Consider the following 12,670-nt stretch of genomic DNA (forward strand, 5'->3'; position numbering starts at 1 on the left):
GCGCCTTCTGGCCGACCCGAACATTGGTCATCTGCGTCTCCTTGTAGTTGGCGACAACCCAGACGTTGGGAAGCGGCACGACTGAAATGACCTGTGTTCCAACGCTGAGATACTGACCAGGCAGGACCTGCCGCTCGCCGACCATGCCATCGACCGGCGAGACGATGCGCGTATCGCCGAGGTTGATGTTCGCGAGGTCTCGCGCCGCCTTCTGCGCGCCAAGCGTCGCGTGGGCCTGTTTGGCCTGGCTGTCGAGCACGTTAATCTGCTGGCGCTGCTGCTCCAGCTGCGCTCGATTGAGATCGAGCGTCGCCTTGGCGCGCTTTTCATTGTCGACCGCTTGCTCGACGAGCTGACGCGTCCCGGCGATACCTCCCGTGAGCAGCGTCTGCTGACGCACCGACTCCAGATGGTACCGCGTCACATCCGCCTCGGCCCCTTGGATCGTCGCCTCCGCCTGCTGAACCAGCGCTTCCTGCAAGACCTTCTGCTGTTCGATGCTTTGGATCGCCGCCTCCGAAGCCGCGACATTCGCCTCGGCTTGGTCCAGCTCGGCGCGGTAATCGTCATCGACGATTTCAACCAGCAAATCACCGGCCTTTACCTTCTGAAAGTCTTCGACAGCGACCTGGCGGACATATCCTGGAACCTTCGCGGCGAGCGGCGTCAGATCGGCATGCAGGTAGGCGTCGTCGGTGCTTTGCAACGCGGCCGATCCCACCCACCAGTCCCATTCGTGTGCGACGACTTCGATGAGAGCTCCGACCAGAAGCAAGACGAACAGTCGGAAGGCTACGCCGAGCCAGCGTGGCGCGCGCGCCGGGGCGAAGGGATGTCGAGGCGCCCCAGCCGGGGCTGCTGTGGCCCCATCGGTTTCGACGGGGAGAGGCTTCTCCTGGTCAGCAACCCGGTCGTCCATCGTCCTCGCGCCTCCGAGGTTCAGCGCGCCCGGCCCCGATCTCGAGCCGGCTGGCGACGACGAAGCCCTGCGTCCAAGTCCGCTCCCGGATGCACCTCAATCCCGGCGCGCGACGCGGATGATCGCCCGCGCAATATCGTCTGGGATCAGAAGGCGTCACCGCGCGGCTTGAATGAATGGATAGGGTATCGGCTCGAATCTTTTCGCCATTGTTGCTCGACGGGATCGCGCGATCCGATAAGTCGAGTATGGACCAAGAAGGCTTTGCCTTCCAGTAGCCGCCGCTACAGGTCCCAAAGCGCTCTTTCAAACGTCAGCGCCTTTCAGACATCCTTGGGTCTTGGCGTGGTTCGAATATGTGGATCTTCGCAGCCGCGCGGTCACGGCGTCAACTCAATGACGGCCGTCAACAACTCTGCAGGATCTGTGCTTTGACCGACATGGATTTCAAACCGCCCCGGTTCGAGCACGGGCTCGAGATTCTGGCCAATGAACGCCAAGTCCTGCACGGGCAGCCGCCACGTCGCCTGGCTACTCTCGTTGGCCGCCAGGACGAGCTTACGAATACCCTTTAGCTCCAAAACAGGGCGGGCCACGCTCGCGACACAGTCCCGTATAAACAGAAACAGCGTCACCTCGCCTGCGATCCGGCCGTCATTGCGAACCTCGACGGAGACATGGATCGTCCCTCCGGCAGACACTTGGGTCGGCTCGCAGCGGAGGTCGGAAAAAACGAAGCGACTGTAAGACAAGCCGTGGCCGAACGGGAATTGCGGCGTCGCCGGCGCGTCGAGATACGAGCTTGAATAATGGACGCCGGGCTCTGTGGGTCGGCCTGTTGCGCGCTGACTGTAAAAGAGGGGCGTCTGTCCGACTGAGCGGGGCCAACTCAATGGCAGTCTGCCGGAAGGGTTGTATGCGCCTGTAAGCACATCGGCGATGGCGTGGCCCGCCTCTACGCCGAGGAACCACGTCGCCAGCACGGCGTCAGCGCTTTCGAAAAGCCACGGCAGCGTGAGTGGACGGCCTGAGCAAAGCAAGACGATCACCGGCTTGCCGATGGCGAGGACAGCCTCGGCGAACGCGCGCTGGCGACCCGGCAGCCCAAGGTCCGTACGGCTGGCCGCCTCGCCGCTCATCGCGGCGGCTTCGCCGAGGCAAAGCACGATGATTTCGGCGTGCGCGCAGACGTCGATAGCGGCTGCGACCCCCGTTTCATCCTCTCCTTCGATGTCGACGCCCGCCGCATAATCGATCCGAGAGTCGGGCAAGTTTGCTTTCAGCCCTTCGAGGATGGACACGACTTCCTCGCAACGGCCCGCCGACGCCCAGGATCCCAGCATTTCCCCTTCCGCCGCCGCCAGGGGCCCGACGACGGCGACACGCCTCGTTTCCGAAGGGAGAGGCAAGACAGGGCGACGGTGGGTCAGGAGAACGATCGAGCGCCGCGCCGCCTCCCTCGCCAACCCTCGTCGGGACTCTCCGCCGCCATCGTTTGGCGACGCGACGCCGCGCCGGAAGGGGTCGTCGAACAGACCGAGCCGTTGTTTGAGTTTGAGCACCCGGCGCACGCTGGCCTCGACGTCAGCCAGAGTCACGAGTCCACGCCTCAGCGCTTCCGGCAATCCCGGCGCATAAGCGTTGCTCGTCATGTCAATGTCCACGCCGGCATTGAGCGCAAGCGCGGCGGCTTCGGGGAGGTCGCCAGCCACGCCGTGTTTGAGCAATTCCGCAATGGCGTTGTAGTCGCTGACAACCACGCCCTCGAAACCGGCCCGCTCGCGGAGCCAACCCTTTAGCAGTGGCGCATTGATCGTCATCGGGACGCCGGCGAGGTCGATAAACGCCGGCATCACAGCCGCGGTCCCCGCCGCAACCGCAGCTGAGAAGGGCGGAAGGTAGACTTCGCGCAGCGTTCTCTCGGAGACGTCGACCGACGCGTATTCGCGGCCGGCGTTGACGGCGCCATAGGCGCAGATGTGTTTGGCGGTCGCGGCGAGACTATCCGCGGCGGCAAGGTCCTTCCCTTGGAAGCCGCGCGTCTTGGCCGCAGCCAGCGCGGAGGCGACCCATGGATCCTCGCCTGGGCTCTCGACGATGCGGCCCCAGCGGGCGTCGCGCGAAACGTCGATCATCGGCGCGAATGTCAGGGCGACGCCGTCGGCTGCAGCTTCCTCCGCCGCGGCCCGCGCCGTCCTCTCCCAAAGCTCGGGATCGAACGCGCAGGTCTCAGCGAGGGGAACGGGAAAAATCGTGCGGTGCCCGTGTATGACGTCGAGGCCCAGCAGCAGGGGAACGCCGAGTCGCGACTCTTCGACCGCGATCCGCTGGACCTCCCTGACGTTGTCCGCGCCCGAGAGGTTGAGCAGGCTGCCGATCGCTCCCGCCCGAATCCCTTCATGGGTTGCGCGAGAACCGCCGGGCCCGGTCACAACGCTCGTCGATGCGACCATATTAAGCTGGCCGATCTTCTCGGCGGTCGTCATCTTTGCAATCAGCGCCTCAATGCGGTCCATGCTTCCACCTCGCTCCCCGAGGGATAGGGTCGCCCAGATTGTGACCCGACTTTGATCAAAGATACGCTCCATAAAGGCGGCGCCCAGCCCGGGAGGGAAGCGTTCGATGGACCAATCCAGTAGAGCCGAAAGCGCGCCCGACTCCGCCACAAGCGCAATCGTCGACGGCGTCTACGGGCAGCTCATGGGAATGTTCTCGGCGCTGTGGTCATCGCGAGAACGCAACAAGATTTTCTTACTCGGCGCCGCCTTGATCGCGGTCGTGGGAGCGACCGCCTATTCGCAGGTCCGCCTCAACGCCTGGAATCAACCTTTCTACAACGCTTTGTCGCGCAAGGACCTCCCCGGATTCGTCGAGCAGCTCGGCGTGTTCGCCGTGTTGGCGGCCGTATTGCTGGTGTTGAACGTTGTGCAGATGCGGCTGAACCAGATGACCAAGGTCATCCTGCGGCAGAGCCTCGTCGACGATCTGATGACGCAGTGGATGGCGCCCCACCGGGCGTTCCGACTGTCCAACGCCGGCGAGACGGGGACCAATCCAGACCAGCGCATCCAGCAGGACGCAGGGCATCTGACGGAGCTGACGACGGATCTCGGCATCGGCCTTCTGCAGTCGAGCCTTCTGCTCCTGAGCTTCATCGGCGTGCTGTGGATCCTGTCCGACCGCATGGTCCTGACGTTTGACGGACGCGCCTTCAAGCTGCCAGGATACATGGTCTGGTGCGCGCTCCTCTATGCCGGAGCGGCCTCGTTTCTAAGCTGGCGAGTCGGGCGTTCGCTGATCAGTCTCAACGCCGAACATTACGCGCGCGAAGCGGAATTCCGAGCCGCGATCGTGCGTGTGGACGAGGCGATCGACGGGATAACGCTGTATGGCGGCGAAGCTGACGAGAGGCGCCGGCTCGGCGCGGTCTTCGATGCGGTCCTCGACGTATCGCGGCGGATTGTCGGCGCGGTGACCCGGCTGACATGGGTGACCGCCGGCTATGGCTGGTTCACGATCGCAGCGCCGATCCTCGTGGCGGCGCCCGCCTACTTCCGCAGCGGAATGAGCTTCGGCGAGCTGATGATGGTTGTCGGCGCCTTCAATCAGGTGCAGCAGGCGCTTCGGTGGTTTGTCGACAATTTCTCCAGTATTGCGGACTGGCGGGCGACCCTGTTGCGCGTGGCGAGTTTCCGCCAGACACTCCTGGCGATGGACGACCTTGGCAGTTCCGCCAGCCGCATCGAATTCGAGGAGGTTAAAGGCGAAACGATCCTCCTCGACAATTTGCGCGTGGCCGCGCCGGACTTCTGCATCAAACTGAGTGAACGGAGCGCGGAGCTGAGGCCCCAGGAGCGCGTGCTCGTTGCCGGCGACACCGGCGAGGGCAGAGCCTTCTTCTTTCAAGCGGTCGGCGGGCTGTGGCCTTGGGGCAGCGGCAGGATCATGCAGCCGACGCGTCGACTCATCATGTTCGTTCCCATTCGGGCGTACGTCGCGCCCGGCCCCTTGCACGACGCGATCGCGTACCCGTATTCGCGCGACAAATTCGAGGTGGAGGCCATCGACAACGCGATCGCCTCCGTCGGGCTCGGGCATCTGACTCCGCCATCAGAAGGACCCGAGCGATGGGACCGATGGCTGACCGACGAAGAGAAGCAGCGTGTGGCCTTCGCTCGCATAATCCTGCAAAGACCCAAATGGGTGGTGATCCACGGCGCCCTCGACATTCTCGATCCGGAATGGCGGCGGCGGATCGCAGCGATGCTCGCGGACGAACTGACTGGCGTCGGCGTGATCAATGTTGGTCGCGACCGAATAGAACCTAGCGTGTTCACGCGCACCCTGAAGCTTGTGATCGATCCGCATGGTCCGACCCTCACGGGCGCAGGCCGATCGGACCGTCCCGGCGCCTCCAAGCCTTCGCCAGAAACCGTCCCCGCCAAGGGTTAACGACGATGCCTGCTTCCGCAAGAGCCAAAGCCCATCGTAAGTCCTCGCTCCGAGAACGTCTCTCGGATGAAGCGCTGATCGATCTCGTGCAGCGTCAGATTTTTCAGTACTTCTGGGAGGGAGCGCATCCCGGAAGCGGGCTTGCGCGCGATCACGCGGGGCGCCTGAAGGATCCTACGGACGACGTTGTCGCGATCGGCGGTTCCGGCTTCGGCGTCATGGCCTTGATCGTGGCCTGTGAGCGACAATGGGTCACCCGAAATCAAGCGCTCGCTCGACTCTCGCTGATGCTCGACACCCTTGAGCGGGCGACCTGCTATCATGGTCTATGCCCCCACTTCATGCATGGGGACACCGGAGCGACGTTGCCCTTCAGCCGCAAGGATGACGGCGCAGATCTGGTCGAATCCGCATTCTTGTTCCAGGGGCTCCTGTGTGCGCGCGCCTATTTCGGTGGAAACGCGGCCGACGAGAAGCATGTTCGCGATCGCATCGCCTATTTGTGGTCGGAGGCGGAATGGGACTGGTACACACAGGGCGGCAGAATCGCACTCACTTGGCACTGGAGTCCGAACAATGGCTTCGCGCTCAACCACCCTGTCCGTGGCTGGAACGAATGCTTGATCGCCTACATTCTGGCGGCTTCGGCGCCGCGCTATTCCGTTCCAGCGGAGGTCTACCACGAGGGCTGGGCGCAGGGCCGAATGTTCGTCAACCGGCGGACGTTCGAGGGCGTCGAGCTCCCGCTCGGGCCTGATTGGGGAGGGCCGCTCTTCTTCACCCACTACTCCTTCTGCGGCGTCGATCCACGCGGATTGAGCGACAATCACGCCGACTACTGGGCGCAGAATGTCGCCCATACGCGGATCAATCACGCCTACTGTCTTCGGAACCCGCACGGCTACAAAGGATATGGACCCGATTGCTGGGGCCTGACCGCTGGAGAATCTGTGCGCGGCTATGCCGGGCACGCTCCCGACAACGACCTCGGCGTCATCACGCCGAGCGCGGCGCTGGCGAGCTTCGCCTACGCGCCCGATGCGGCGATGGCGGCGCTACGCCATTTCTATGAGGACCTCGGCGACTGGATCTGGGGGCGCTACGGCTTCGTCGACGGGTTCAGCGAACAATTCGATTGGCGCGCCGAAAGATATCTGGCGATCAGCCAGGGGCCGATCGTCGTGATGATCGAGAACTACCGCAGCGGGCTCATCTGGAACCTGTTCATGGGAATCCCGGAGATTCAGGCTGGCATGAAGAAGCTCGGCTTCCGCAGTCCGCACTTTAAGTGAAGTGCGGCCGATGACCGGACTCGACGCATGGATCGAGGAGCAGGCGAGCCTCTCGGCGCGCGAGATGCTGCGCGCCATCTCCGCGACCGACACGATCAAGGAGCGTCCCGGATTTGGCCAGCGCGTCGTTCCTCTGCCAGGCTCGGTGCTCGCCTCCCCCGTTCTTGCGGCCTACGACCCCGATCCCGACTATTTCTTCCACTGGTTCCGCGATTCCGCCATTGTCATCGACGCGCTGCGCGTGGCGCTTGCTGAAGGGTGGCTGAAATCGGAGGCGCTTGACCGATTTCGCGAGTTCGTGCGCTTCAACCAGTCCCTGAGCCGGCTCGACGGACGGGAATTTCTCGTGCGGAGCAATTTCAGGAAAAAGGTTCAGCCGTCCTTCCTCCAATATCTGCGCGCCGACGCCGAGATCGCCCCCGTTAGGGAGGACGCCGTGCAGGCGGAGGTCCGCGTGAATCCGGACGGGACGCTGGATTTCACCCGCTGGTCCCGCCCGCAGAACGACGGGGGGCCGCTTCGCGCCCTTGCCCTGCTGCGATGGCGAGTTCAGCCAGGTCTGGATGAAGGCCTCCGCGAGGCTTTGCGGGAGCTCATTGTCGCCGACATCGACTTCACGCTCGCGCGCGTGAACCAGCCGAGCTTTGACATCTGGGAGGAGGAGCGCGGTTTTCACTATTACACCCAGCTCGTTCAAGCCGAGGCGCTAGGGCGCGGCGGGGCGTGGCTTGCGGAATCAGGAGACGCCGCGCGCGCTCGCGCATGCCGCGCCGCCGCTCAGCAGATCATTTCGCGCCTGGACGCGCTCTGGGACCCGAAATCCAGCTGCTACCGCTCGCGAACCAGCATCGCAAACGGCGATCCCCGGAAAACGCTGGACATCGCGGTCGTCCTCGCCACGCTGCACGCTCAGCGCGCGTCGGGGACACACAGCGTGCTCGACCCCAGGGCGCAGGCGACCCTTGCCGCGTTGGAGGACCTCTTCGACGCAGAATACGACATCAATCGCCGCCGGCCGGACGGACGGGGGCCCGCGATGGGCCGCTATTCCGGCGACGCCTATTACAGCGGCGGCGCCTATTATTTCTCAACGCTGGCCGCGGGACAGTTCTATTTCAAGCTCGCCGCGGCGCTTCACTCCGGCGCCGAATTTCCTGCGACAGACGAGAACACCCGCTTTCTCATGCGCCTCGGAATCGGACTTGAAGGAGCCAAAGGCGCAGCGCCGGCCGACGCCGCATTTGCGCGCGGCGATGCATTCATGCGTACCGTGCGCGCCTTCACGCCCGCGAGCCGGGAACTTTCCGAGCAGTTCGACAGGACGACCGGCGCGCAGACCTCCGCCAAGCGGTTGACCTGGAGCTACGCTGCCTTCATCACCGCCGCTGCGAGCCGGAGGGAGGCCTGCGTCGCCATGCGAGCTTCGCGCCCTTATGGGACGCGGGCAGGCACGGCGTGACCACCCGCTTGCCGAAACTGCGACGCACTCCGAACATGTGCCGGATCAGGATGTTCACGTAGAGGCCTGGACCGCTCGAATAGACCCGCCACCCGCCGTCGACGGAGATCGAGCCAGCCTTGACGCGTTCCCACTCCGCGCCCGCCTGATAGCGGTCGTGGAAGGCGGCGTCGCTGCTGCTGAAATAGGCGTTGCGCTGTCGCAGAGACGCATGGCTCAAACGGTCCGTGACGGCGATCGGATTGGCGACCATGAGCGCCTCCCACAACGCCTCCGCTTCGCCGAGGTCGCCCATCGCCTCGCCATAGCGGAGGTGCGAATGCGTATACATGAGCCCGATCTCGCGGCCGAAGAACGCTGCCGATTCGGCCCGGCGGAAGGTCGTCTCCGGGCCGCCGTGATAGGCGATTGGCTTCTCCATCAGGCGGGCGCCGTCCGAGAACAGGAGATGTTTGCGGATGAGGGCCACGCAACGGCGCGCGTCCTGCTTGGTGAAAATCCCCCCCATGACTCCTTGTGTCATCGGCAGCAGAGAGAAAGACAGTCCCGTTTGCGTGTCGCTTGGATGCAGCAGCAACTCCGGCAAGCCGCCCTGCGGGGAGAAGACGCCATACCCGGCCACGACGCCGTTTCGAACGAGAAGCCTGTTGAGGTCCTTGCGCATCGCGACGGCGGTCGAGTCGAAATCCTTCGCCCGCCTCGGACGCCCGGCGCGGCGCAGGATTTCCGCGTAGCGGCGCAACTGCTCGTAGAGGAGCTCGACAGTCCAGGCGCTCACCATCCAGTCGCGCTTCGTCGGATCGACCGGCTGAAGCGAATCATTCCAGTCGCCGTTGCCGTAGCGAATGAGATGCGTGCCCGGCACGAAACGCTCGACGACCGTCGCGAACAGCTTGTCGACATGGACTGCGACGGCGTCGGCGTGATCCGTTCTCACGAAGTCGTCCTCGCGCCGCCACGCGATCGGTTCGTCGAGAAAAGCGAGATCGCCGGTCGCCTCGACATAGTCGCACAGAGCCTTCAGCGGCCAGACAATGATGTCGCCATGCGAGTCCCTGTCCTGCACGTCTGAATAAGGCTCCAGCATGAACCATTGCGGCCAGTCGCCCCCCTTCTCGTACTGCTGGGCAAACACGATCCGCAGGATCGTCTTTGCCGCTGCGTCGTGCTCGAGCGTCAGAAGGAATTCCAGCGGCCCCTGACAGACGTCGCGAGTACCCCAGGCGCCACCTGTGTATTGCTCAAGCCCGTGCGGGACGGTCAGGTGAATCAACGCGTCATGCGCGAGCCACGGGAAAATCGTGTCGAACGCCTTGGCGTCCGGGTCCTCGCGCCTGTTTTCAATGCGGATGGCGCGCGTAAGCTTGCGCCAGAAACGATACGCCGGCGCCAGCATCGCCGCGTCGTCGATCGGCTTGGCGTATTTCGACGCCAGAGTCAGGGCCTGGGCGCCGTTGGTCATCGAGCCGACGACGGCGAAAACGAATTCGTTCATCGGCTTCGTGCGGATCGCGGCGTAACCGCCGCTGCGGCGCCTGCCGTCGAGATAGAGAAGTTCATCGCCGCCGAGCGCCTCGACCCGCCGAGGGGTGCTGCTGACCAGATGGTAGGCGGCGTTCGGATATTGCCGGCCCCACCGGTCCTCCGGATCGGGCCGGAAGACGAAACGCTTGCGGCGCGCGTCGACCTCCATTCGGCCCGCATGGGCGAATTCGTGCTCGCCGAGAACGAGCTGTCCGAAGATGAGCAGACGACAAGGCTTGCCCTCAACGGTCACGCGCCATTGCATCGCGGGCTCGTCGCCCGCGGCGACCGCCGAGACCAGAATTGTCCGCTTCCCCAGCCGATAGATCCAGCGGCAGTCGTTGAGACCCATCTCGAAGGCCGACGGGACGGTCAACGTGCGCCAGCCGTCCTCGATCTCGACGAGCATGCGCAGCCCGTTGGCGCGCGTGACGTTGTAGGGGTCGCGTGAGACGGAGAAGAGCTTGTGGAAGGACGTGTTGCCGATGGTGAGCTGGGCGCCGAACACGCCGTGCATCCAGCAGGTCGCACAAAGAAGGTCGTCATCGAGCATCATGGAGTCGCCGCTTCGCAGCAAGGCGCCATGGCGCCGCGCAACGAGGCGCTCCTTGTCCCGCAACACCACATGGCGGCCGTGCGTTCGACCCGGCGTGAAGAATGAAAGAAGCTCGCCCTCGACTTGCTCGACGTGCATGCGCCTGCGGTAGCGCGCGGCAATTGTCTCTTGGTCCAACCGGTCGGCGACGGCGGCCGGCGCGTCGTGCAGCAGACTCCGAGTCGGTTCGGAGAGAGGGACTGGACGCGGGTCATAGTCGCCGTCGGCCAGTTCGGCCGCGTCGACGACGGAGAGGTCCGCATCCGACGAGGCCGAGGGATGATCGGGCTCGAAAGCTCCGAAAAAGGTCCAGCTCGTTGCGGCCCCTGGCGCGAGCGTCGCCGACGGGGATTGCAACGCGGCGCAGGCGGTCTCGAACTGCAGACGCAGCGACGGAAGGTTCTCACCGAAGGCAAGCCTCAGCCCGTCAACATCGCGGGCGCCGGGCCCCATCAGCTGGCGGAAATCGGTGGCGAAGCCGGTCGCGCCGTCGAGGCAGCCATGCGCCGCCCAGGGATAGGCGCCCCCCTGCGACAGATTCTGCCGGCTCATCACCACGTAGCCAGCGCGCGGATGAGCCGCCAGATGATGATCCATATACTGGCAGGCGTAGGCTTCGTTGTTCATCAGGAAGTTCGGGTCGCCGAGGCCGAGATCCTGAACGAGGACGGTGTCGCACGTGAGTTCGCTGTCGCGCCGGTTGACAATCGCCACCCTCCACAGCCAGACGTTCGATTTGGGGTGCAGCCACAGCGTGACTGTGTGGCTGACGCTGTTGCGCTCTCCTTCCCAGACAATCCGGTCCACGCCCACGCCGGATCGAAGCTCGGCGCGGGGACCGATGATCGACCGGACGGAGGGCTCGCCGCCGATGCGTAGAAACAGACGCGCCATGCCATCGGCGACGGGAGAGGCGACGGCTTGGTTGATCATAATCCGGCGCATGCCTGCCGCGTGCTCGATCGCGAAAATCGCCCCAGTCGGCAGAAGGCTGACCGAGAGGCCAGCCCGGTTGGCGACGCGCGCCAGTCCGAGATCGCTGCTGCGCGGCGTTAATAAGGATTCTGACGGCGAAGGCGACATGGCCTCTCCCTGTGATCAGGGCAGACTTTCTTCGATCCACGAAAGGGCGCCAAGTGTTGTGACTTTAGCTTGTCAACCGAGCGTGGCGATCGGAGCCTCGTAGGCTCCAAAGATCCAGGCAGTGGTTCACGACACCAGGTGGGGCTCGGTGACGCGATCGCTTCATCGTTGCCCCCCTGGGAAGAGAATATGTGCGTCTTTTCGATAGGAGTCTTGGCGAAAATTGGATCGCCGCGAGCAATGCCCGAATGGCAATTTGGATAGCGACCCAAACGCGCGCAAGACAGGGAGCGACCGGTATTGGCGAACCCGAGCCTTCAGCGGCGGACTGAATTCGACCTATTGGTCTCGTCCGTCGGGCAAAGAACGTCCGCCAAAGAAGTCGCCGATTTCGGCGCTCGCAGGATCAGGTCTGGAGGTGGCAAGGATGGTGGCGGGATGGGCAGTTTGAATTTGTTGCAAAAGATCCCGCCACGAACGCGGCGATTAAGCTGTTGCAGCGACCTTCCGGGCGGGACGTTTTGAGCTCGCCTTCTTGGCAGCGGCCTTCACGCCGACCTTGCGCCCCAGCCCAAGCGATTTCGCCAGTTCGGACCGACGAGCGGCGTAGGCCGGCGCAACGAGAGGATAGTCGCTCTTAAGTTTGAAAGCCTCGCGATATTCGCGGGGAGTGATTTGATGGGCTGCCTGCAGATGCCGCTTCAGCGATTTGAATTTCTCACCGCAAATGAGACAGGTAACAGCTTCTGGTGTGACCGATTTTTTTACAGGGACTGCTGGTTCCCAACTTTTCGAAGCGCCGTCCGTTTCCGGCGTAGACATCGTTTCCGAGGCGCCTGAGAAGGCCTTTTTCACACTCTCGATGACCGATGGCAGATCAACGGGTGCTACCGTATTGTTCGACAGGTATGAGGATAAAATCTGCGCTACTAGCGGCTTGTCGTTTGGCTCTGACATCGCTCTCTCCCGGTGTGATTCGAATTTTCCCTTGGACCACAATTTTCGTCAGAAGCAAAGAGACATGGCAATTAGATTTTTTGGTGGACATTGCGACAAAATGCAGCGCCGGTTGTTGGCTGCGCAGCGAGCAAAACATGAGGAGGTTGCCCGGGGGCCGCTCAAGGTCATGGATAAGGACGATCCCCGAGCGAGTGCGCGGGACCGAAGAATCGAAGCCAATGGAGTTGGCCGTCCGAGAAGAAGACCAGACGGATGGTATATAACACTACAGTCGGATTTCTGGCCTATCTGTTCGAGGTGATTGTAAATCGGCCGCAAGATTTGACGCCGCCGCGATAAACTCGCTCAACAGGCTATAATGCCGGTCGTGGTTCGAGAGAGACGCA

7 protein-coding genes are annotated in these 12,670 nt (G+C 63.5%); 3 read left to right on the forward strand and 4 right to left on the reverse strand.

What is annotated here, in order from left to right; translation table 11 throughout:
* Both ACLP25_RS05980 and bglX read right to left on the reverse strand, forming a co-directional pair.
* A partial coding sequence (locus ACLP25_RS05980) for an HlyD family secretion protein (protein WP_442468313.1) occupies positions 1-721 on the reverse strand: 721 nt, incomplete at its 3' end.
* A gap of 578 nt (positions 722-1,299) precedes the next feature.
* Positions 1,300-3,435 (reverse strand): beta-glucosidase BglX, encoded by a 2,136-nt coding sequence (gene bglX, locus ACLP25_RS05985; RefSeq protein WP_442468314.1) that lies wholly within the window; start codon positions 3,433-3,435, stop codon positions 1,300-1,302.
* Positions 3,436-3,541: 106 nt separating this feature from the next.
* On the opposite strand from bglX, the gene ACLP25_RS05990 reads away from it, so the two are divergent.
* From ACLP25_RS05990 to ACLP25_RS06000, 3 genes are read left to right on the forward strand one after another with little or no spacing between them, the layout of a single operon-like run.
* Entirely contained in the window at positions 3,542-5,371 is a 1,830-nt protein-coding gene (locus ACLP25_RS05990; RefSeq protein WP_442468315.1) for an ABC transporter ATP-binding protein/permease, read from the forward strand.
* Positions 5,372-5,376: 5 nt separating this feature from the next.
* Positions 5,377-6,663 carry a glucoamylase family protein gene (locus ACLP25_RS05995; protein WP_442468316.1) on the forward strand — a complete coding sequence of 429 codons (1,287 nt, stop codon included), beginning with the start codon at positions 5,377-5,379 and terminating at the stop codon, positions 6,661-6,663.
* A 10-nt stretch (positions 6,664-6,673) separates the two neighbouring features.
* Complete coding sequence (locus ACLP25_RS06000; protein WP_442468317.1) at positions 6,674-8,122, forward strand: glycoside hydrolase family 15 protein; 1,449 nt, start codon at positions 6,674-6,676, stop codon at positions 8,120-8,122.
* Here ACLP25_RS06000 and ACLP25_RS06005 read toward each other — a convergent pair.
* Positions 8,040-11,324: a GH36-type glycosyl hydrolase domain-containing protein gene (locus ACLP25_RS06005; protein WP_442468318.1), complete on the reverse strand. Its 3,285-nt coding sequence runs from the start codon at positions 11,322-11,324 to the stop codon at positions 8,040-8,042. The two genes, ACLP25_RS06000 and ACLP25_RS06005, sit on opposite strands and share 83 nt — an antisense overlap.
* 486 nt (positions 11,325-11,810) lie before the next feature.
* Positions 11,811-12,281, reverse strand: a complete 471-nt coding sequence (locus ACLP25_RS06010; RefSeq protein ID WP_442468319.1) for a MucR family transcriptional regulator — start codon at positions 12,279-12,281, stop codon at positions 11,811-11,813.
* Positions 12,282-12,670: the final 389 nt, after the last annotated feature.

Source organism: Roseiarcus sp. (assembly GCF_052145395.1).
Taxonomy (GTDB): Bacteria; Pseudomonadota; Alphaproteobacteria; order Rhizobiales; family Beijerinckiaceae; genus Roseiarcus.

Bases quoted from the DNA above. Each gene is read 5' to 3' on its own strand.
- ACLP25_RS05990 (WP_442468315.1), top strand. From the start codon at position 3,542: ATGGACCAATCCAGTAGAGCCGAAAGCGCGCCCGACTCCGCCACAAGC.
- ACLP25_RS06005 (WP_442468318.1), bottom strand. From the start codon at position 11,324: ATGTCGCCTTCGCCGTCAGAATCCTTATTAACGCCGCGCAGCAGCGAT.
- bglX (WP_442468314.1), bottom strand. From the start codon at position 3,435: ATGGACCGCATTGAGGCGCTGATTGCAAAGATGACGACCGCCGAGAAG.
- ACLP25_RS05995 (WP_442468316.1), top strand. From the start codon at position 5,377: ATGCCTGCTTCCGCAAGAGCCAAAGCCCATCGTAAGTCCTCGCTCCGA.
- ACLP25_RS06000 (WP_442468317.1), top strand. From the start codon at position 6,674: ATGACCGGACTCGACGCATGGATCGAGGAGCAGGCGAGCCTCTCGGCG.
- ACLP25_RS06010 (WP_442468319.1), bottom strand. From the start codon at position 12,281: ATGTCAGAGCCAAACGACAAGCCGCTAGTAGCGCAGATTTTATCCTCA.